The organism is Leucobacter luti (assembly GCF_004217175.1).
GTDB lineage: Bacteria > Actinomycetota > Actinomycetes > Actinomycetales > Microbacteriaceae > Leucobacter > Leucobacter luti.
Window position 1 is genome coordinate 743,833 of the sequence record NZ_SHKI01000002.1, and the last position, 21,535, is coordinate 765,367.

At 72.0% G+C, this 21,535-nt stretch carries 17 protein-coding genes and 1 tRNA gene; 17 read left to right on the top strand and 1 reads right to left on the bottom strand.

What is annotated here, in order from left to right:
* Positions 1 to 28: 28 nt before the first annotated feature.
* The 16 genes from guaB1 to rlmN all read left to right on the top strand — a co-directional run bounded on the left by guaB1 (position 29) and on the right by rlmN (position 19,422).
* Positions 29 to 1,531 (top strand): GMP reductase, encoded by a 1,503-nt coding sequence (gene guaB1, locus EV139_RS03050; protein WP_130452814.1) that lies wholly within the window; start codon positions 29 to 31, stop codon positions 1,529 to 1,531.
* A gap of 162 nt (positions 1,532 to 1,693) precedes the next feature.
* On the top strand, positions 1,694 to 3,124 hold the full coding sequence (thrC, locus tag EV139_RS03055; protein ID WP_130452815.1) for a threonine synthase: 1,431 nt from the start codon (positions 1,694 to 1,696) through the stop codon (positions 3,122 to 3,124).
* Between the two features lie 37 nt (positions 3,125 to 3,161).
* The gene (locus EV139_RS03060; protein ID WP_130452816.1) at positions 3,162 to 4,370 is read left to right on the top strand and encodes an AI-2E family transporter; all 1,209 of its coding nucleotides are present in this window, start codon (positions 3,162 to 3,164) and stop codon (positions 4,368 to 4,370) included.
* A gap of 68 nt (positions 4,371 to 4,438) precedes the next feature.
* A complete protein-coding gene (locus EV139_RS03065; protein WP_130452817.1) occupies positions 4,439 to 4,846 on the top strand; it encodes a phage holin family protein in 408 nt (135 codons plus the stop codon).
* Positions 4,798 to 5,565 carry an ABC transporter ATP-binding protein gene (locus EV139_RS03070; protein WP_241988949.1) on the top strand — a complete coding sequence of 256 codons (768 nt, stop codon included), beginning with the start codon at positions 4,798 to 4,800 and terminating at the stop codon, positions 5,563 to 5,565. The genes EV139_RS03065 and EV139_RS03070 overlap by 49 nt, the downstream gene beginning before the upstream one ends.
* Positions 5,562 to 7,205: a hypothetical protein gene (locus EV139_RS03075; RefSeq protein WP_130452818.1), complete on the top strand. Its 1,644-nt coding sequence runs from the start codon at positions 5,562 to 5,564 to the stop codon at positions 7,203 to 7,205. The genes EV139_RS03070 and EV139_RS03075 overlap by 4 nt, the downstream gene beginning before the upstream one ends.
* 136 nt (positions 7,206 to 7,341) lie before the next feature.
* Positions 7,342 to 7,414, top strand: a tRNA-Glu gene (locus EV139_RS03080).
* 440 nt (positions 7,415 to 7,854) lie between these two features.
* Positions 7,855 to 8,913: a 3-isopropylmalate dehydrogenase gene (locus tag EV139_RS03085; RefSeq protein ID WP_130452819.1), complete on the top strand. Its 1,059-nt coding sequence runs from the start codon at positions 7,855 to 7,857 to the stop codon at positions 8,911 to 8,913.
* 48 nt (positions 8,914 to 8,961) lie between these two features.
* Positions 8,962 to 10,086 carry a branched-chain amino acid aminotransferase gene (locus EV139_RS03090; protein WP_130452820.1) on the top strand — a complete coding sequence of 375 codons (1,125 nt, stop codon included), beginning with the start codon at positions 8,962 to 8,964 and terminating at the stop codon, positions 10,084 to 10,086.
* Positions 10,083 to 10,883: a fumarylacetoacetate hydrolase family protein gene (locus tag EV139_RS03095; RefSeq protein WP_130452821.1), complete on the top strand. Its 801-nt coding sequence runs from the start codon at positions 10,083 to 10,085 to the stop codon at positions 10,881 to 10,883. The genes EV139_RS03090 and EV139_RS03095 overlap by 4 nt, the downstream gene beginning before the upstream one ends.
* A gap of 8 nt (positions 10,884 to 10,891) precedes the next feature.
* On the top strand, positions 10,892 to 12,874 hold the full coding sequence (locus tag EV139_RS03100; protein ID WP_130452822.1) for a gamma-glutamylcyclotransferase: 1,983 nt from the start codon (positions 10,892 to 10,894) through the stop codon (positions 12,872 to 12,874).
* Between the two features lie 139 nt (positions 12,875 to 13,013).
* Positions 13,014 to 14,501, top strand: a complete 1,488-nt coding sequence (locus EV139_RS03105; RefSeq protein ID WP_130452823.1) for a GAF domain-containing protein — start codon at positions 13,014 to 13,016, stop codon at positions 14,499 to 14,501.
* Between the two features lie 228 nt (positions 14,502 to 14,729).
* The gene (gene exaC, locus EV139_RS03110) at positions 14,730 to 16,253 is read left to right on the top strand and encodes an acetaldehyde dehydrogenase ExaC (RefSeq protein WP_130452824.1); all 1,524 of its coding nucleotides are present in this window, start codon (positions 14,730 to 14,732) and stop codon (positions 16,251 to 16,253) included.
* A gap of 62 nt (positions 16,254 to 16,315) precedes the next feature.
* Positions 16,316 to 17,335: an alcohol dehydrogenase AdhP gene (gene adhP / locus EV139_RS03115; protein ID WP_130452900.1), complete on the top strand. Its 1,020-nt coding sequence runs from the start codon at positions 16,316 to 16,318 to the stop codon at positions 17,333 to 17,335.
* Between the two features lie 137 nt (positions 17,336 to 17,472).
* On the top strand, positions 17,473 to 18,045 hold the full coding sequence (locus tag EV139_RS03120) for a DUF779 domain-containing protein (protein WP_130452825.1): 573 nt from the start codon (positions 17,473 to 17,475) through the stop codon (positions 18,043 to 18,045).
* A 69-nt stretch (positions 18,046 to 18,114) separates the two neighbouring features.
* A complete protein-coding gene (gene rlmN, locus EV139_RS03125; protein WP_130452826.1) occupies positions 18,115 to 19,422 on the top strand; it encodes a dual-specificity RNA methyltransferase RlmN in 1,308 nt (435 codons plus the stop codon).
* Here rlmN and EV139_RS03130 read toward each other — a convergent pair.
* On the bottom strand, positions 19,419 to 20,489 hold the full coding sequence (locus tag EV139_RS03130; protein WP_130452827.1) for an aminotransferase class V-fold PLP-dependent enzyme: 1,071 nt from the start codon (positions 20,487 to 20,489) through the stop codon (positions 19,419 to 19,421). The genes rlmN and EV139_RS03130 overlap by 4 nt on opposite strands.
* Before the next feature lie 93 nt (positions 20,490 to 20,582).
* Between EV139_RS03130 and EV139_RS03135 the strand changes: the two genes are divergently transcribed.
* Complete coding sequence (locus tag EV139_RS03135; protein WP_130452828.1) at positions 20,583 to 21,533, top strand: LysR family transcriptional regulator; 951 nt, start codon at positions 20,583 to 20,585, stop codon at positions 21,531 to 21,533.
* Positions 21,534 to 21,535 lie beyond the last annotated feature (2 nt).

Consider the following 21,535-nt stretch of genomic DNA (forward strand, 5'->3'; position numbering starts at 1 on the left):
CGAGATTTCATGGCCTAGCGTTGGGGGCATGGAGTTTCTCGGGAGTCAGCCCACCGTCGACCTCACCTACGCCGACGTGTTCCTCGTCCCACGGCGTTCAGCCGTGACGAGCCGCCTCGACGTGCAGCTGCGCCCGGGGGACGGCACTCCGGCCACGCTGCCGCTGGTCGCCGCCAACATGAACTCGGTGACGGGCCCGCGCCTCGCGGCCGTGCTCGCCCGCCGCGGTGGGCTCGCGGTGCTGCCGCAGGACCTCAGCCTCGCCGAGACCGAGGAGGCAATTCGCTGGGTCAAGGCGCAGCCGGTCGCCGTGGACTCGCCGCTCGTGCTCGGCTCCGAGGCGACCGCAGCCGCGGCGCTGCGCCTCATCCCGCGCGCGCCCGGCCAGATCGTCGTGATCGCCGATCGCAGCGCCGCCGATGTGGCCGCCGGCCGGGTCCCGGCCGCGAGCCTGCGCGGCATCCTGTCGGCCGAGCGCCTGGCCGCGGTGCCCGCAGATGCAAGAGTTGGCGACCTCGTGCACGGGACGACCGCCCTGCTCGCGCTCGGCGAGCTCGCAGACCCGCGGCTCGCGTTCGACGCCGTGGTGGCCGCGACCGCGGGGGCCGCCGCGAGCGATGCCGAGGCGGCCGAGGCCGTGGGCGTGATCGACGGCGACGCGCTGGTCGGCACGCTCACGCGGCGCTCGGCGCTCCGGCGCACCATCTACAGTCCGGCCGTGGACGGTGACGGCCGGCTCGCGGTCGCCGCCGCCGTGGGGATCAACGGGGACGTGGCGGCGAAAGCGCGCGCGCTCGTTGCCGCCGGTGCCGACGTGCTCGTGGTCGACACGGCGCACGGGCACCAGGAGGGAATGCTGCGCGCGCTCCGCACGATCGGGGCGCTCGGTCTCGGGCGGCCGATCGTCGCGGGCAACATTGTGACCGCGGACGGGGTGCACGACCTGGTTGACGCCGGTGCGACCATCCTCAAGGTGGGTGTGGGGCCCGGCGCGATGTGCACGACCCGCATGATGACCGCCGTGGGGCGGCCGCAGTTCTCGGCGGTGCTCGAGGCCGCGGCGGCCGCGCGCGACCTCGGTGCGCACGTCTGGGCCGACGGCGGGGTGCGCTATCCCCGAGATGTCGCCCTCGCCCTCGCTGCGGGCGCCGCCTCCGTGATGATCGGATCCTGGTTCGCAGGAACCGCCGAGTCGCCGGGCGAGCTCCTCACCGACGCCGACGGGCAGCAGTACAAGGAATCGTGGGGCATGGCCTCGGCGAAGGCCGTGCACGGGCGCTTTGGCGGCCTCGACCCATACGAGCTCGCGCGCAAGGAGCTGTTCGCCGAGGGGATCTCGTCGTCGAAGATTCTGCTCGACCCGCAGCGCCCCAGCGTGGAAGACCTCGTCGACATGATCACCTCGGGCGTGCGCTCGTCGTTCACCTACGCCGGCGCCACCGACCTTGCGGAGTTCCACACGCGGGCTCGCGTGGGGCTCCAGTCGGCGGCCGGCTATGAGGAGGGCAAGGCGCTCCCGGTCAGCTGGTAGCTAGCGCGCTGTGTCCGCACCCGGCCCCCCGGATGGGGTCGCCGTCCGATGGGTGCAGGGCGGCGGGCACGGCCGGTTTCGTGGCGGTGCCGGGCGGTGCCGGGCGGTGTCGGCATACGCAGCTGAATAGAATGGTGGCGGCACCAACGACGAGGAGCAAAGTTGAAGTACATTTCGACCCGCGGCGGCATGGCGCCGGCACCGTACAGCGCGATTCTGCTGGAGGGGCTCGCCACTGACGGCGGCCTCGTGGTGCCGGAGACCGTGCCGCAGCTGAGCGCAGAGCGCATCGAGGCCCTGCGCGGTCTCAGCTACCCGGAGCTCGCGACGGAGATCCTCAGCCTGTACGCGACCGATATCCCGCGCGACGACCTCGCGGAGATGTGCCGCGCGGCCTACGCCGCCGACAAGTTCGTGGCGGCCGAGATCGTGCCGCTCACGCGCCTTGACGACGCGATCACGCTCGTCGGCCTCTCCGAGGGGCCCACGCTCGCGTTCAAGGACATGGCGATGCAGTTCCTCGGCCAGGCGCTCGAATACGTGCTCGCCCGCGCCGACCGCACGCTGAACATCATCGGTGCCACCTCGGGCGACACCGGTTCGGCCGCCGAGTACGCGCTGCGCGGCAAGGACGGGATCGCCGTCTTTATGCTGTCGCCGCAGGGCCGCATGAGCGACTTCCAGCGCGCGCAGATGTACTCGCTCACCGACGAGAACATTCACAACATCGCCGTCGAGGGGGTCTTCGACGACTGCCAGAATCTCGTCAAGGAGCTCTCCGGCGACCTCGATTTCAAGCGGGCGCACACGCTCGGCACGGTGAACTCGATCAACCTGGGGCGGATCAGCGCGCAGATGGTCTACTACTTCTGGGCGTGGCTCCGCGCCACAGACGGGGTCGCAGCCGCGGATCGCGCCGCCTTCGAGGTGTCGTTCACGGTGCCGTCGGGCAACTTCGGCAACATCCTCTCCGGCCACCTCGCGCGCACCATGGGCCTCCCGATCCGCCGCCTCGTGCTCGCCGCGAACGAGAACAACGTGCTCGACGACTTCTTCCGCACCGGCGTCTACACGCCGCGCGCCGCGGCCGACACCTACGCGACGTCGAGCCCGTCCATGGACATCTCGAAGGCGTCGAACATCGAGCGCTTCATCTTCGACCTGCTCGACCGCGATCCGGCGCGCCTCGCCGCGGCGTGGGCCGAGCTCGCGGAGACCGGCACGATCGACCTCACGGCCGAGCTGCACCGGCTCGAGACTGAGTTCGGGTTCCAGAGCGGCACGAGCACGCACGCCGATCGCGTGGCAACGATTCGGGACGTGCACGCGACGAGCGGGATCGTTATTGACCCGCACACCGCCGACGGCGTGAAGGTGGCGCGCGAGCACACCGAGCCGGGCATTCCCATGCTGGTGCTCGAGACGGCGAAGCCCGAGAAGTTCCCGGACATCGTGTTCGAGGCGACCGGGGAGCGGCCCGGCATGCCCGAGCACCTCGCCGGCCTGCTCGACCTGCCGCAGCACGTCACCGAGATGGGCAACGATGCGGCGCGGTTGCGCGAGTTCATCGCGGAGCGCGCAGTGCGCGCGTAGACTCCGGACAAGCAGGGCGAGGATCGGGGAGGCACACGTGTTCGGACGACGCGCCAGACAGGAGCTCGCGATTCGCGTCGCGCTGCTCGAACGCAGCACCGGGGGTGACGCCCCTGCCGCCGGAGACGCGGCGGGCGACGCCGAGACCGCGGGGGCATCGCCGCGCCGCGCGCGCTCAGGGCTCTGGCGCGACGGCTTCGGCCTGCTCGCGACCCGCTCGCTGCAGGTCATCATCGTGCTCGCCCTCACCGCGCTCGTGGTGCTCGGGCTGCGCTCGCTCAGCACGGTCGTGATCCCGATCCTGCTCGCGCTCATCCTGGCGAGCACGTTCTCGCCGGTGATGCGCTGGCTGCGGGCGCGCAACGTGCCTCCCGCGCTCGCCACGGTGCTCGTGCTGCTCGCGATCGCGCTGCTGCTCACCGGGGTCGGCTGGCTCATCGTGTGGGCCGTGCGCGACGAGTGGGACGAACTCGCAAGCCAGGCTCAAGACGGGTTTAGCCAGGTGCTCGAGTGGGTGCAGTCGCTGCCGTTCGCGCCGAGCTCGGAGCAGATCTCGGAGTGGCAGGACGCCGTGGTCGACTTCCTCACGAGCTCGCAGTTTGGGTCCGGCGCACTCGCGGGCGTCGGTGCGGTTACCGGCTTCGTGACGGGCCTCGTGCTCATGATCGTCGTGCTGTTCTTCTTCCTCAAGGACGGGCCGCAGATCTGGCGCTTCCTGCTGCGCCCGTTTGAGGGGCGTGGCCTCGCGCGCGCCGAACGCGCGGGCGACAAGACCGTCGCGACGCTCGGCTCGTACGTGCGCGGCACCGCGGCCGTGGCTGCGGTAGACGCGATCGGGATCTGGATCGGCCTCATGATCCTGCAGGTGCCGCTCGCGCTCCCGCTCTCGGTGCTCGTCTTCGTGCTCGCGTTCATTCCGCTCGTCGGCGCCACCGTCGCCGGCATTCTCGCCGCGCTCGTCGCGCTCGTGGCAAACGGGCCGCTCAGCGCCGTGCTGGTCGTCGGTGTCGTGGTGCTCGTGAACCAGCTTGAGGGGAACTTCCTGCAGCCGGTGCTCATGGGCCGCGCGCTGAAGCTCCACTCGCTCGTGATCCTGCTCGCGTTGACCGTCGGCACGGTGCTGAGCGGCGTGCTCGGCGCGGTGCTCGCGGTGCCGATCGCGGCGGTCGCCTGGGGCATCATCAAGGTCTGGGACGGCCCGGACCTCCCCGCGAAGTGGTTCCGGGAGCGCCCTCCGACGCAATAGCGGGTCGCCGTGCCGCTGCGATACGCTGAGTGCGCGCGGCACGGGCCGCACCCGGACTAAGGAGTTCCATGCGGTTTCTGTTTCAGCTGTTGTCGCAGTTGGTGCTCAGCGCGATCGGCCTGCTCGTGATTCATTTCACGCTGCCGGGAGTCACCCTGCACCTCGCGGGCTTCTTCATCGCGCTCGGCGTGTTTGTGCTGGCGCAGGCAATCCTCGGCCCGTTCGTGATGAACATGGCGCAGCGCTACGCGGCGCCGCTCGCGGGCGGCGTGGGGCTCGTGGCCACCCTGCTCGCACTGTGGGTCGCCACGCTGTTTCCCGACGGCATCGAGATCAGCGGCGTCGACTCGTGGGTGCTCGCGCCCATCATTCTCTGGGTGATCACCGCGCTCGGCGGCTGGATCATCATGGCCCTCATCATCGACAAGTGGCTGAAGCGCCGCGCGGCGGCGAAGCTGGTCCGGTCAGCGAAGTGATCGCGCGCGGCCAGGACCCGGCGCCGGAGGTTCCCGCGGCGGTGCTCGCGGCCGTGGCCGTTGCCGTGGAGATCGACGGTGCCGAGCTGCTGCCAGAGACCTCGATCGCGCTGACGCCGGGCGCGTGCGTCGCCGTGCGCGGACCCAACGGCGCGGGCAAAACCACGCTGCTGCGAGTGCTCGCGGGTCGGCTCCGGCCAACCGCGGGCGCGGCGACCCTCTTCGGGCGGCCGCTCGACGAGCGCGACGACGCGGTGCGGCGCCACGTCGCGGCAGTGATTGAGCCGCCGACGCTGTACCCGGACCTCACACTGCGCGACCACGAGACCCTGATCACCGCCGCGTGGTCGGGGGAGCGGCGCGTGGACCCGGGGGGCGGTGCGACGGGCGCGGACGACCTGCCCGTGTGGGCTGGCCTCGGCGACGGCGCGCTTGAGCGCTTCGGTATTGCCGCGCTCGCGGAGCGATTCCCGCACGAGCTGTCGAGTGGCCAGCGGCAGCTCGTCTCGCTCGCGATGACGCTTGCGCGGCCGTGCTCGGTGCTGCTGCTCGACGAGCCCGAGCAGCGCCTCGACCCTGATCGGCGCGGCATCGTCGCGGAGGCGCTGCTGGCCGCGCGCGCGGCGGGCGTCGCCGTGGCGTTCGCCTCGCACGATGCGGCCCTCGTGGCGCGCGTCGCCGACGCCGAGCTCGTGGTGGGTCCCGCGGGGGCAGCATGACCCGCAGCGGCGGCGTGGCCCGCGGGGGCGGCAAGACCCGGAGCCGCGGGGGAGCGGCGGCGCTCCGCGCCGTGCGTGCGGTGCGTCGCGCGCGCGGTGACCGGCTCTCCGCCGGTGAAGTGTCGTACCGGATCTACGTCGCCGTGATGCTGCTCATCATCGTGGTCGCCCCGTTCGTGCGCACGGCGATCCTGGCCGCCGTCCCGGTGCTGCCGGACTCCGCGCTGTCGTTCCCGGCGCAGTTCGCCGCGGTGCTCACGCTTCTGGTCGCCGGCGTGGTGCTGCTCGGCGGGCGCGGCGGCCCGGCGCGCGCGGGCCTGCCGCAGCTTGACCTGCTGTTTCCCACCGCGATCCCGCGATGGCGACTCCTCGCGCCTCCGGTGCTCCGCTGGTTCGGCGGCGGCGCGGCAGGTGGGGCGCTCCTCGGCGGCATGGTGGCCACCGTGTTCGCGCTCGTCGGGCCGCTGCCGTGGGAGCTCGCGGTGGCCACCGTCGCCGCGGGGGCTGGCCTCGGCGTGCTCGTGGTGGGGGCGCTGCTGCTCGGGCAGCGGGGACCACGCACCCGCGCGGTCGTCGCGGCGGTGCTCGCGGGCCTCGCGGCGGCGCAGCTCAGCCTCGGAGCGCTCTGGGACCCGTGGTCTGCGGCGGCCCGGCTCCTCGAAACCGGTGCCGCGGTGTCTCTCGCTGGCGGACCCGGGGGGTTCGAAGTGGTCGCCGTGTTCGTGCCGGGTGTCTGGGCCACGATGGCGATCCCACTCGCGGCCGCGGTCGTCGCTCTCGCCGGGGCGCTCCCGTTTGCGGCCCGGCTGCCGCGCGAGCTGCTGCGCGCGCAGGCGGTCAACTGGGACGCCGCGAGCACCCTCGCGGTGACGGGGGACCCGAACGCGGCGCTCGCGCGGCTCGGTACGCCCGTGCGGAGCGGGAGGCGGCTGCGCCTGCGGCCGGCCGAGACCGTGTTCGGTACGCTCGTGCGCCGCGACCTGCTCGGCCTCGCGCGGGCGCCGGGGCGCAGCCTCGCCGCGCTCGTGGGGGTGGCCGCCGCGGGTGCGTGCTGGGCCGCCGCGCTCGCCCCGGGGCAGGGCTTCGTCGGCGCCGCGCTGCTCGGGGCAGCGGCCACGGCGCTCGCGTCGCTCTCGCTGCAGCCCTGGTGCCGCGGGATCGTCACGGCGGCTTCCGGCGCCGGCTCGCCGCCCCTGCTGCCGCTCGGACCCGGAGGGCTGATCCTGCGCCACAGCGCGGTCCCGGCGCTCGCTGCGGGGCTCGCGGTGTGCCTCGGCGTGCTGCTCGCCGGTGCGGGAGCCGGCGCGGGCATGCCGCTGCTCGCGCTCGCCACCGGGCCGGTCCTCGCGGCCTCGGTCGTGCTGCTCCGGATCGCCGCGGCGCTCAAGGGGTCGATCCCGCTGCGCTTGCTCGCGCCCGTGCCCACCCCGGCCGGCGACCTCGCGAGCGTCAACGTGTTCCTCTGGACCATCGACGGCCCGGTCGTGTCCGTGCTCGTGGGGGCCGTGCTCGGCGCGAGCTGGGGCTGGGGTGCGGCAGCGGGCGGCGCGCTGATCCCGGTCGTCGTGACCGTCGTGACCCTCATCGCGCTCGCCGGGTGGGCGCGGAGCCGGCTCAAGCCGAGTCTGGCCGACGCGTGAGCCGCCCGCCAAAAACCGCGGGATTCCGCGTGACACACCCGGGATTCTCGGCCGAATTTGCCGCGGGGCTGCCCGCATGTCAGAATATATGAGTTGCCACGGCAGCGGGGGAAGCCCCGAGGCCAGCATCACATCCGGCCCCATCGTATAGCGGCCTAGTACGCTGCCCTCTCACGGCGGTAACGCGGGTTCGAATCCCGCTGGGGTCACCGGATAGAAAGCCTCACCTTCGGGTGAGGCTTTCTTCGTTTCTGCGGGCCGCGCGTGTGTACGCCGCGCTGGCACCGCGCAGCGAGCCGCGCCCCGCGCTGGCCCCGCCCCGCGCTGGCCCCGCCCCGCGAGCCCGAGTTCGCGCAGGAGATCCGAACTCGCGCAGGAGATCCGAGCTCGCGCAGGAGATCCGAACTCGCGCAGGAGATCCGAGCTCGCGCGTGTGGATTTCCCGGGTTTCGTCCGCCTGAGTTCGAATCTCCTGCATGAGCTCGGGGGAGCGTGCGCGGGAACGGGCGGGAACTCGGGAGCGTGCGCGGGAACAGGTGGGAACGGGGGAGCGTGCGCGAGACCGGGGGAGTTCGCGCGGACGCGCGGCCGGGGGCCCCGCCGAAGTATGCTTGAGGCAGTTCTGTCCAGGCACGAAGAGGAGCGCTCAGTGACCCGCACCATCAAGCTCGCAGTCATTCCCGGCGACGGCATCGGCCCGGAGGTGATTGAGCAGGCGAACCTCGTGCTTGACGCGGTGCTCGCGGGCGGCGACGTGGCGCTCGAGCGCACCGAGTTTGCGCTCGGCGCCGAGCGGTTCCTCGCGACGGGGGACACCCTGCCCGAGGACGAGCAGCAGCAGATTGCCGAGCACGACGCGATCCTGTTCGGCGCGGTCGGCGGGGTGCCGGGCGACCCGCGCCTCAAGCACGCGAACATCGAGCGCGGCCTGCTGCTCAAGCTCCGCTTTGACTTTGAGCACTACGCGAACGTACGCCCGTGCACGCTGTTCCCCGGCGTCGAATCGGCACTGCGCGATCCGGGTGCCGTGGACTTCCTCATGGTGCGCGAGGGCACCGAGGGCCCGTACGCCGGCAACGGCGGCACGCTGCGCCCCGGCACCCCGAACGAGGTCGCGACCGAGGTGTCGGTCAACTCGGCCTTCGGCGTGGAGCGCGTGGTGCGCTACGCGTTCGAGGCGGCGCAGGCCCGCCCCCGCAAGAAGCTCACCTGGGTGCACAAGACCAACGTGCTCGTCTTCGCCGGCTCGATGTGGCAGCGCATCGTGCAGACGGTCGCGGCCGAGTACCCGGAGATCGCGGTCGACTACATGCACGTCGACGCCGCGACGATCCACATGGTGCAGGATCCGGCGCGCTTCGACGTGATCGTCACTGATAACCTGTTCGGAGACATCCTCACTGACGTCGCCGGCGCGATCGGCGGCGGCATCGGGCTCGCAGCCTCCGGAAACATCAATCCCGACGGCACGTTCCCGAGCATGTTCGAGCCCGTACACGGCTCTGCTCCCGACATCGCAGGGCAGCAGAAGGCGGACCCGACCGCGGCGATCCTCTCCGCGGCACTCCTGCTCGACCACCTGGGCCTCGGCGCCGAGGGCGACCGCGTCCGCGACGCGGTACGCGCCGATCTTGCCACCCGGGGGTCAGCTCCCCGCCCGACCGCCACGGTCGGCGCAGCGGTGATCGCCGCGATCCCCGCCCGCTAAGCCGCGCGCCCCGCCGCGCACCATCCGCCCTCGCGAGAAAGTATCCTCATGACTGACCTGGCATTCACCCACACCGAAGCTGATCGGCTGCCCGCCGCCGAGCGCGAGGCGCTCCTCGCGGATCCGGGGTTCGGTAACGTCTTCACCGACCACATGGTCTCGGTGGTGTGGACCAAGGACGCCGGGTGGCACGACGCCGAGGTGATTCCGTACGGGCCGATCCAGATGGATCCCGCGTCCTCCGTGCTGCACTACGGCCAGGAGATCTTCGAGGGGCTCAAGGCGTACCGCCGGGCCGACGGTTCGATCGTCACGTTCCGCCCCGAGGCGAACGCGCGGCGGCTGAACGAGTCGGCGGTGCGGCTCGCGCTGCCCGAGATCCCCGAGGAGCTGTTCGTGGCGGGCGTGCGCGAGCTCGTCCGGATTGACGCGGACTGGGTGCCGAGCGGGTACGACCAGAGCCTGTACCTGCGCCCGTTCATGATCGCCGACGAGAGCTTCCTTGGTGTGCGCGCCGCGGAGCGCGCCCGCTTCATGATCATCGCGAGCCCCGCCGGCCCATACTTCTCGGGCGGCGTGAAGCCGGTGTCGATCTGGCTCTCGCGGGATCTCGCTCGCGCCGGCCGCGGCGGTACTGGCGCCGCGAAGTGCGGCGGCAACTACGCCGCGTCGCTGCTGCCGCAGCAGGTGGCCGCCGACAACGGCTGCCAGCAGGTGCTGTTCACCGACTCCGCTACGGTCGACACGATCGACGAGCTCGGCGGGATGAACCTGTTCCTCGTGCGCGCCGACGGCACGCTGCTCACGCCGCGCCTCAACGGAAACATCCTCGACGGGATCACCCGCCGCAGCCTGATCCAGCTCGCGAAGGATCGCGGCCACGCGGTCGAGGAGCGCGATCTGACCGTGTCGGAGTGGCGCGAGGGTGTCGCCGCGGGCACCATCACCGAGGCGTTCGCCTGCGGCACTGCCGCCGTGATCACCCCGATCAGGCAGCTAAAGTCCGAGGACTTCGCGATCGACTTCGGCGAGTCCGGGCCCGGCGAGCTGACGATGGCGCTGCGCGAAGAGCTCACCGGTATCCAGTTCGGCACCCGCGAGGACCGTCACGGCTGGCTCTCGCAGATCACCGAACCGGCGGCGGGCGCGGCAGAGACGGCGGCGGCACGATGAAGGTTGCACGTTTCCAGGTCGACGGCGAGATCTCGTTCGGCGTGCTCGACGCCGCAGAGAACGGGACCGGTGTCGAGCTCGTTGAGCTGGTGAGCGACCCGATCGTCGCGGGCTACGACACCACCGGGCGGCGCTTCCGCCTGGAGCAGGTGCGGTTGCTCGCCCCGGTGATTCCGCGCTCAAAGGTGGTGTGCGTCGGTAAGAACTACGCCGACCACATCGAGGAGATGAAGGACGTGACGGGCGGGGAGACGCCCGAGGAGCCGCTGCTGTTCCTGAAGCCGAACACCTCGGTGATCGGCCCGGGCGACGCCATCGTGCGGCCGGCGATCTCCGAGCGGGTGGAGCACGAGGGCGAGCTCGCGCTCGTGATCGGCGCGCTCGCGAAGGACGTCCCCGAGGAGGACGCGCTGAAGTACGTGTTCGGCTTCACCTGCGCCAACGACGTGAGCGCCCGCGATCTCCAGATCAAGGACGGGCAGTGGACGCGCGGCAAGGGCTTCGACACGTTCTGCCCGCTCGGCCCCGTGATCGAGACGGATCCCGACCTCGCGAACGCGCGGATCACCACGCGGGTGAACGGTGAGACCCGCCAAGACGGCACCACCGGCCAGCTGATCCACTCGCTCGCGCGCATCGTCTCGTACGCCTCGCAGGCGTTCACGCTGCTCCCGGGCGATGTGATCCTCACCGGCACGCCCGCTGGGGTGGGCCCGCTCGTATCGGGCGACGTCGTCGAGGTGGAGATCGAGGGAATCGGCATCCTCCGCAACCCTGTGCGCGACGCCGGCGAGTAGACGCGCGGGTGGGGGAACACAGCGACGGGGCGCGCCCCGAGACCGACGCGGCCGGCTCAGCCGCCGCAGACGGCCCGGAGTTCGCCGCGGATCAGGCCCCCCGGGTGCGGCCCCTGAGCTACCCGGGGGTGCACCCGGCTGGCTCGGTGGTGATCACGCAGGACCGGGTGTGGCCGATCCGCGACCGCTGGAGCGAGCCCCTCGACTGGGAGCGCTCCGCGGCACAGCGGCTCGGGACCACGCGCGTACAGCTTGACGCGCCGTCGGCCGAGCGGCTGGGCCTCTCGACGACCACGCTTCCCCACCTCAACAGCGTGCTGGAGGAGGGGCTCGGCGTGGTCGCCGACGGCCTCGTTCCGGTCCTCGCGATCGGCTCGAACGCGTCGCCCGCGCAGCTGCGGCACAAGTTTGGGACCGAGCCGGGGGTGCTGATGGTGCCCTCGCTGCGCGCGCGCGTGACCGGCCTTCGGGTCGGCTTCGCCGGCTTCGTCGCGTCGCTCGGCTACGTCCCCGCCACCATTTTCCCGGAGCCCGGCGCGCAGATCGAGCTCGCCGTGCAGTTCCTCAGCCGATCTCAGCTGCGCGCCGTCGACCGCACGGAGACACCGTGGTACCGGCGCGTCTGGATCGCGGATGCCGAGATTCAGCTGCAGACGGGGGAGACCCTGCGCGGCGCGTACGCGTACGTCGCTCTGGGCGGGTACCTGGGCGACGCGGACGGTGGCTTCGTGATGGGGGCCACGACCGGGGAGCCCGAGCCGAGCGTCGGCCGCCGCTTCGGCACGCAGAGCGCGCTGCTCTTGCGCATGCTGCGCGAGCCGGGGATCGCCGCCGCGTGGGGGAGCGCCGCCGCCCCGCTCACGCTCGCTGGCGCCGCACCCGCGGCCTCGGCGCGCGTGCTGCGCGAGGCGGGCCTCGTGCTGCTGGAGAACCCCCTGGCGGAGCTCCCCGACCAGATCGGTCGTGCCGCGCAGCGATACGGCGAACACTTCACCGTGGTCGCGCCCGAGCTGCGTAGCGTGTCGGCGGAGCCCGGGCACGCGGGTGACCGGCTCCACGTGACGGTTGCGCGCACCCACGATCTGCTTGAGCGGAAGGGCATCTCCGTGGTGCGGCTCGGGGCAGAGCTGCAGCGCGTGCTCGGAGATCCGCACCACGTCGAGGTGGTCTCCGAGGCGCTCGCCCAGGAGGTCGGCCCCGCCGCACCGCGCGTGGTGGCCACCGTGTACCGCGAGCGCGCGGACGCGGCGCCAGACGCGGCGCCCGACACGATTGAGATCGACCACATGATCCGGATGGGCGCGGGCCTCGAGGTGGGAGAGCGCGCGGTGGTGCGCCCCGTCGAGGTGAGCCGGCCCACCGGCTTCGACGCGCTGCTGGGGATCCCCAACTACGTTTCGTTCCGCGTCACACTCGCCGACCCGGCGAGCACGGAGCGCGAGGTGTGCCTGATGAGCGCGCTGTCGCTGCAGCTGCTCGGGGTGACCAGCGGCGACTACGTGGTGCTGGAAGGATCGCCGGGCAGCGACGGCGTAGTGCCGACCGTGGTGATCAAAGCGTTTGAACTGCCGGACGACGTGTGGCAGGAGCGCGTGCGGGTCTCCGGGGGAACGTGGGGCGGCCGGTTCCCGGGCGCCCGCGACACGCTGGGCGTGCACCCTGATATCCCCACGATTTTTATCGACGCGTCGACGCGGGCGCGGCTCGGCGTCGGTGAGCAGCAGCTCGCGGTGGTGCGCGCCCGGCCGGCCCGGCGGCAGCAGTTCGGCAACGAGCTGCGCGAGATGCTGCTGCTCCTGGCCGTCGCGTTCATCGGGATCGTCGGGCTGATCCCCGACGCCTGGATCGGCGGCGCGCTCGTTGCCGCCCTCCTTGTTGGGGCGTTCGCGCTCATGACGCTGAAGATGCGACGCCGCCTCTCGCACCGCGCGCAGCGCCCGCTCCGCGCTGCGGTGCGCGGCAGGCGGCGCGGCTCCGGCGGCTCACGCTAGGCGGGCCGCGGGCCGCGGGCCGCGGGCCGCGGGCGCTGCCAGGTGCCAATCCGCTGGGGGAACCGGGCACGGGGCTCCCGCGTCCGCCCGCGCTCGGGTACGCTCGGGAGCAGTGGGGCCGCGAGGAGGAGGTGTCGGTGTGTCGAGCGTATGGCAGGCTCTGGGGCGCGGCGAATCTGTGCGCGCCAGGAGGCGACAGCTTGAACTCGCGCACGAGCGATTCCTCGGCCATCTCGGGGGCTTCGGACCGGAGAGCGCGGAAGCTGAGACCGAGCTTCGCGAGCGTTTTGGGCGCGCGCCCGAGCTGCGCCCCGTGGTGCTCGAATCGTGGCTCAGGTCGCAGCGCGGCACGATCGACCCGAACCGGGTGCTCGATCGCCCGGCGCTCGACGCCGACGAGCTGAGCGAGCTGCGCCGCACGCACCCGCTCTCGCAGGCCCTGCCGGTGGTGCGAAAGCTGCTCTTCGACGAGGCGCGCGACTCCGGCCTGATCGTCGCCGTGGGTGATGCGGCCGGGCGCCTGCTCTGGGTCGACGGCGACTCCGTACTGCGCACGCGCGCCGCCGAGATGGGGTTCGTCCCCGGCATGGACTGGTCCGAGCGCTCCGTCGGCACGAGCGCGCCGGGCAGCGCGCTCGCGCTTGACCACGCAATTCAGGTGCTCGGGGCCGAGCACTTCAACCGCGCGGCGCACGACTGGAGCTGCACGGCCGCGCCGGTGCACGACCCGATGACCGGCGCGATCATTGGCGTGGTCGACGTGACGGGTGGCGACAACGCGGCCTCACCGCACCTGCTGCCGCTACTGCAAGCCACGCTCGCGGCGATCGAGGCGGAGCTGCAGCTCGCCTCGCTGCGGCTGCTGCTGAACCGCCCGCGGCCAGACGGGCCCGCCGGGGCGGCCGGCGGTGCCGCGGCCGGCGGCTCAGCGGCGGGCCGTTCCGTGGTGGGGCCCCCGCGCGGGTCGCCCGCCAGCGCCGGGCACCCGGACGCTTCCGCGGTCGCCCCGCCGAGCTCCGAGCGCGCGCCAGAGCCGTTCGTGCCCCGCCTGCTCGTGCTCGGCCGCGACCCCGCGTTGCTTGAGTGGGCGGACGGCGCGGCAGCGCTCACGGGCCGGCACGCGGAGATCCTGCTCGCGCTCGCGGCGGCGCCGCAGGGGCGCGCGGCTGCAACCCTCGCCGAGCAGGTGTACGGGCAGCGCAGCTCTGAGCAGACGCTCCGGGCGGAGCTGGTGCGGTTGCGGCGCTGGTGCGAGGCCGAGCGGGTGCCGCTCGTGCTGAGCTCGCGCCCGTACCGGCTGGTGGGCCCGCTGCGGGTCGACGCGACGGACACGCTCGACGCGCTCGCGAGCGGGGCGGCGGCGGCCGTGCTCGCCGCCTACTCCGGGCCGGTGCTGCCGGCCTCGGCGGCCCCGGTCGTCGAGGCGCTCCGCGCGGAGGTCGACGCCACGCTGCGCGAGGCGATGCTGGAGCACGCGAGCCCGGACGCGCTCTACGATTACGCGCAGCACTGGGCCACGGGCGACGCCCACGTGTGGGAGACCCTGCTGCAGGTGCTCCCGCCGCAGTCGCCCAAGCGGGCGCGCGTGGTTGCGCGGCTCGAAACGCTCGGCGCCGCCCCACGCTGACCGCCCCGCCCCCCGCTGACCGCCCCGCTGCCGCGACAGCCCCGCCGCAGCCGCAGCCGCAGCCGCAGCCGCAGCCCCCGCCCCGCCCCGCCACCGCGCGGGGCGGGACGGGGCACTGAAATCCCGCGGAAACGCGAATGCAACGCGAATGCAACGGTCGGCGTCGTAGCGTCGGGAGCACCGGGAGACGATCCCGGCTTTCGACACTGACGTCAAAGGAGACGCGCCATGACCGTATACGCAGCCCCGGGACAGCCCGATTCGCTCGTAACTTTCAAGAGTCGGTACGAGCACTACATCGGTGGCGAGTGGGTGCCGCCGGTGGGCGGCCAGTACTTCGAGAACGTCACCCCGATCACGGGCAAGGCGTTCTGTGAGGTCGCGCGCGGCACGGCCGCGGACATCGACGCGGCGCTTGACGCCGCCCACGCCGCCGCGCCGGCCTGGGGACAGACGAGCCCCGCCGAGCGCGCGGTCATCCTGAATAAGATCGCCGACCGCATGGAGCAGAATCTCGAGCTCATCGCCGTCGCGGAGACGTGGGACAACGGCAAGGCGGTCCGCGAGACCCTCAACGCCGACATCCCGCTCGCGATCGACCACTTCCGGTACTTCGCGGGCGCGATCCGGGCCCAGGAGGGCGGCCTGTCTCAGATCAACGAGGACATGGTGGCGTACCACTTCCACGAGCCGCTCGGCGTGGTGGGGCAGATCATCCCGTGGAACTTTCCGATCCTCATGGCCACGTGGAAGCTCGCGCCGGCCCTCGCCGCGGGGAACGCGATCGTGCTGAAGCCGGCCGAGCAGACGCCGGCGTCGATCCTCGTGCTGTTCGAGCTCATCGGCGACCTGCTGCCTGCGGGCGTGGTCAACATCGTCAACGGCTTCGGCGCGGAGGCTGGCAAGCCGCTCGCCACGAGCCCGCGGATCCGCAAGATTGCGTTCACCGGCGAGACCACCACGGGCCGGCTGATCATGCAGTACGCGTCGGAGAACATCATCCCCGTCACGCTTGAGCTCGGCGGGAAGAGCCCGAACCTGTTCTTCGAAGACGTCATGGCCCAGGACGACGCGTACTTCGACAAGGCGAAGGAGGGCTTCACCATGTTCGCCCTCAATCAGGGTGAGGTCTGCACGTGCCCGTCGCGCGCGCTCATCCAGGAGTCGATCGCGGGCGCTTTCCTCGACGCGGTCGTGGAGCGCACCGAGCTGATCACGCGCGGCAACCCGCTCGACACCGACACGATGATGGGTGCGCAGGCGTCGAACGACCAGTTCGAGAAGATCCGCTCCTACCTCGACATCGGCAAGCAAGAGGGCGCACAGGTGCTCACCGGCGGCGAGGTGGCGGATCTGGGTGGCGAGTTCGCGGACGGGTTCTACATTCAGCCGACCATTTTCCGCGGCGACAACTCGATGCGGATCTTCCAGGAGGAGATCTTCGGCCCCGTCGTCTCGGCGACCACGTTCACCGACTTCGACGACGCGGTCCGGATCGCGAACGACACCCTCTACGGCCTGGGCGCCGGGGTATGGAGCCGCAGCGGCAACACCGCGTACCGCGCGGGCCGCGCCATCCAGGCCGGCCGTGTGTGGGTCAACAACTACCACGCTTACCCGGCCCACGCCGCGTTCGGCGGCTACAAGTCGAGCGGGATCGGCCGTGAGAACCACCTCATGATGCTCGATCACTACCAGCAGACCAAGAACCTGCTGGTGAGCTACCGCGAGTCTGCCGACGGCTTCTTTTGAGCCGGCCACACCCGCCCACACCCATTGAGAACAAAGGACAGGACACGATGACCACACAGACGATGCGCGCGGCGGCAGTCCCCGCGTTTGGGAAGCCCCTCGACGTTGCCGAGCACGCGGTCCCCACGCCGGGGCCGGGGCAGGCGCTCGTGCGCGTGCTCACGACCGGCGTGTGCCACACCGACCTCCACGCGGTTGAGGGCGACTGGCCGGTGAAGCCGAGTCCGCCGTTTATTCCCGGACACGAGGGGGTTGGCATCGTCGAGGCGATCGGCGACGGGGTCACGAACGTCGCCGTTGGTGACCTCGTGGGCAACGCGTGGCTGTGGTCGGCGTGCGGGCACTGCGAGTTCTGCCGCACGGGCTGGGAGACCCTTTGCGAGCAGCAGCAGAACGGCGGCTACTCGGTCGACGGTTCGTTTGCCGAGTACATGCTCGTCGACGCGGAGTACGCGGCGATCGTGCCCGCCGGATCCGATCCGGTCGAGGTCGCGCCCGTGCTCTGCGCTGGCGTCACGGTGTACAAGGGGCTCAAGGTCACCGGCGTGCGCCCGGGGCAGTGGGTCGTGATCTCCGGCATCGGCGGGCTCGGCCACATCGCGGTGCAGTACGCCGTGGCGATGGGCATGCGCGTCGCGGCGGTCGACATCTCCGACGACAAGCTGGCGCTCGCCAAGCAGCACGGTGCCGAGGTCACGGTGAACGCGCTCACGGAGGATCCGGTCGAGGCGATCCAGCGTGAGACGGGCGGCACGCACGGGGTGCTCGTCACCGCCGTGCACCCGTCAGCGTTCGGTCAGGCGATCGGAATGACCCGCCGCGGCGGCACGATCGTGTTCAACGGTCTGCCGCCCGGGGACTTCCCGGCGCCGATCTTCGACATCGTGCTGAAGGGGCTCACGATCCGCGGCTCGATTGTCGGGACGCGGCAGGACATGATCGAGGCGCTCGACTTCTACGCGCGTGGGCTGATCCACCCGACCGTCGCCGAGCGCCCGCTCGAGGACGTGAACGCGGTGCTCGACGAGATGCGCGCCGGCAAGATCGACGGCCGCGTCGTGCTGCGGCTCGCCGCGAGCTAGCGTCCGCGCGGGCGTGCGCCGCGGAGTGTTCCGCGGCGCACGCCCGACCGGTCTCGCGGTGGCGGGCCTTCCGGTCCGCCCCGGCGAGGCGTAGCCTGAAGAGACGCGGCGACGCTGCCGCGGAGAGGATGTGTCACATGTCCGAGCAGACGATTGCCAGCGCCGCGCCGGGTGAGACGTGCGACGCGGCCGGGGCGCCGGTCCCGCCGCCCGTGGCGAGTGCCCCGGTTCCCGGTACGGTCGCGGCCCGGCCCGAGGTGGCGGGTGAGACCGAGAGCCGGCTCGCATTCACGCCCGCGGCGCTCGATCTGATCGAGCGGCTGTGGGCCATGCACGGCCCGCTCATGTTCCACCAGTCGGGCGGGTGCTGCGATGGCAGTGCCCCGATGTGTTATCAAGCGGGCGAGTTCCGCACTGGCGGCCAGGACGTGCTGCTCGGCACGCTCGAACTCCCGCCGCGCGGTGGCGCGGCCGCGGACAGCGCAGCCGAGGACAGCGCGGCCGCGGGTGCGGCGGCCGAGCGCGGCGCGGCAGACGAGGCCGAGCGCGAGATCGCGTTTTGGATGTCGCGCGAGCAGTTCGGCGTCTGGGCGCACACCCACCTCACGGTCGACGCAGTTCCTGGGCGGGGGAGCGGCTTCTCGCTCGAGGCCCCCGAGGGGCTGCGGTTTCTGATTCGCTCCCGCCTCCTCGACCCCGGCCGCGCCTGAGCACCCCGGCTTTCGGGCCCGGCGCAGGCCGCGACGCGAGCACGCAGCTCGACCTGCGACAATAGAGCGGTGGATCCAAACAAGCTCAATCACGATCGCGGTGCCGAAGAGCCCAAACTGATCAAGACCCGCCCCAACCGTGGCGGCTTGGCGGCGCGCCCGCAGGTGCGCCCGAAGGCGGAGGGCTGGGAGCAGCTCACCACGCCCGATGGCCGCCCCACGCTGCAGTTCGCTTCCCCGCGCGTGAAGCAGCCGGACACGCACCTTGCCGACCTCCCGCTCGCTGAGCGCGAGGCGAAGATCGTGGAGCTCGGCCTGCCAAAGTTCCGCGCGAAGCAGATCTCGAAGCAGTACTTCGACCAGTACGTGTCGGACGCCGCGCAGATGACTGACCTGCCGAAGGACAGTCGCGAGGCGATCGCCGAGGCGTTCTTCCCGCCGCTGCTCACCGAGGTGAAGCGGCTCGTCACCGACGACGGGGCGACGATCAAGTTCCTGTGGCGCCTCTTCGACGGCGCCCTCGTGGAGTCGGTGCTCATGCGCTACCCGGGCCGCATCACGCTGTGCGTGTCGAGCCAGTGCGGCTGCGGCATGAACTGCCCGTTCTGCGCCACGGGCCAGGCCGGCCTCACCCGAAACATGTCGACCGCCGAGATCCTCGACCAGGTGGTGCAGGCAAACCGCGTCATCGCCGAGGGCGGACTCGGCCGCGCCCGCGAGGAGGGCAACGGTGCGGAGGCAGAGCGCGTCAACAACATCGTGTTCATGGGCATGGGCGAGCCGCTCGCCAACTACAAGCGCGTGATGAACGCGGTGCACCGCATGATTGCGCCGTCGCCCGAGGGGCTCGGCATGTCGGCGCGCGGGATCACCGTGTCCACGGTCGGCCTCGCGCCGGCGATCCGCAAGCTTGCCGACGAGGAGATCCCGATCACCTTCGCGCTGTCGCTGCACGCCCCCGACGATCTGCTCCGCGACGAGCTCATCCCGGTGAACAGCCGGTGGAAGGTCGATGAGGTGCTCGACGCCGCGTACGGCTACTACGAGAAGACCGGGCGCCGCGTGTCGATCGAGTACGCCCTGATCAAGGACATGAACGACCACGGGTGGCGCGCCGACCTGCTCGCTGAGCGCCTCAACTCGCGCGGCCGTGGCTGGGTGCACGTCAACCCGATCCCGCTGAACCCGACGCCCGGCTCGATCTGGACCTCCTCGACCCGCGAGGTGACCCGCGAGTTCGTGGACCGGCTCAACGCCGCGGGCATCCCCACGACGCTGCGCGACACCCGCGGCAAGGAGATCGACGGGGCGTGCGGGCAGCTCGTGGCCACGGAGGAGGACCGCCGTCAGGCGGAGGCGATCGCGGGCGCGCGCTAGCGGCCGAGCGCCGCGGCGAGCTGCGCCACGTCCTCCGAGGTATTCCAGAGATGGAACGAGATGCGCGCGTTGCCGGCGCGGCCTGAGGCAGTGATGCCGCCGTGCTGCATCGCCGCGAGGTCTGCGCCGTCGGGGTCTGCCCAGGTGACGATTGCCGAGTCGCCCGCGGGGAGTCCGAGCATGGCGCGGGCCTCGTTGGCGAGTCCAACGGTGTGCGCGAGCACGGCCGCCGGGTCGCGCTCGGTGCACTCGCGGAGCGCGACCTCGGTGCCGGCAATCGCGGGCCAGACGGGGGAGACGTCGAAGCGGCCGGCCCCCGCGGCGAGCGGGGTGTGCCCGGCGTAGCAGGACGACCACACGTCGTCGGCGGAGCACCAGCCCGCGGCGAGCGGGGTGAGCTCGTCGTCGAGTCCCGGGGCCACCGTGAGGAACGCGGTGCCGCGCGGCGCGCACAGCCACTTGTACGCGTGGCACACGGTGAAGTCGAACCCCTCGGCGCCGACGGGGAGCCAGCCGAGCGACTGGGTGAGGTCGACGAGCGTGCGGGCCCCCACCCGCGCGGCTGCGGCGCGGATGGCCGCGTGGTCCGCGATCTCACCCGAGGCGGACTGCACGAGCGAGAACGCGACCAGGGCGGTGCGCTCGTCGACCGCGGCGGCGAGCTCTGACACGGGGGCGTAGCGCACGCGCACGCCTCGCGCCGCGAGCTGTTCGAACGGGTGCGTGAGCGAGGCGAAGTCGCCCGTGGCGCAGAGCACCTCTGCCTGATCCGGCACGGCAGTGGCCACGATCGAGACGAGCTGTGAGATCTGCGAGCCGAGCGCGACGCGCGCCGGCGCGACCCCGGCGATGGTGGCGAACAGCTCGCGGCAGCGCTCCGCCTGCGCGCTGATCGCGCGCGCGTCGAGCCCGCCGCCAGCCCAGCGCGCGATGAACGCCTGCATGGCGTCGACGGTCGCGTCGCTCGGCAGGCCCGCCGTGCAGGCGGAAAGATAGCCGGGGCCGGCGGCAAACTGCCCCGCCCAGTTGGCTGCGGATGTGTGTGCTCCGCGGGTCTGGGTGCGCATGCGGCCAGGGTAAAGCACCCGGAGACATAATGAAAGAGAATCATTCTTATGCTTTGCCTCACTTGGAATTATGATTCGATGTAGAATCGCCCCATGACGAGCACACGCACCGCCGACCCGCTCGGCTCGATCGACTCAACCGAGCTGCGCATCCTCCACGCGCTGGCCACCACCGGATCCCTCACCGCCGCCGCGGCGAGTCTCGGTCTCAGCCAGCCAGCCGTGAGCCAGCGCATCAAGCGCGTGGAGACGCGCCTGGCGGTGCCGCTCATCGAGCGCAGCGGTCGCGGGATCAGGCTGACCCCGGCGGGCCGGATCCTCGCGGATCACGGCCGCACGGTGGTCACCGAGATCGACGCTGCCCTCGCGGCGATCGACGACCTGCGCGGGGAGCGCGCGGGCACGCTCCGGCTCGTCGGCTTCCCCTCGGCGTCGGCAACGGTGGTGCCGGCCCTCATGCGGGAGCTGGCCACCGAAGCGCCAGACGTCGCGCTCCAGTACCGCGAGGCCGAGCCGCCCTCGGCCACGGCGATGCTGCGCGACGGCGAGGTCGACTGCGCGCTGATCTTCGACTACGAGGGCGCCGCAGAGCTGCCCGCAGGCAGCGCGTTCCTCCCGCTCTGGCGCGAGGAGGTGCGCCTCGTCGTCTCTGACGAGCGTGAGATCGGCGGCGACAGCGCCCGCCTCGGCGACTTCTCCGAGGAGCACTGGATCGCGGGCTGCGAGAAGTGTCGGGGCCACCTGCTCTCCGCCGCGGGCGAGGCCGGCTTCGAACCCGACATCATCCAGGAGACCGACAACGTGCCGGCGATGCTCGCGATGGCGGCGGCGGGTGGAGCGGTCGCGCTCGTGCCCGGCCTCGCGCTCGCGGCCGCGCGCACCCTCCCGGACGACGCCCGCGCGGTCACCCTCGACCCGCCCCGCTACCGCACGATCGGGCTGGTCTCGATGGTTACCGCAAACGAGAGCCCGCAGGTGCGCCTCGCGAAGCGCCTGCTTGCCACCGTCGATGGGGCTCGCTGGGGGCTGGAGCCGGTGGCGTGAGC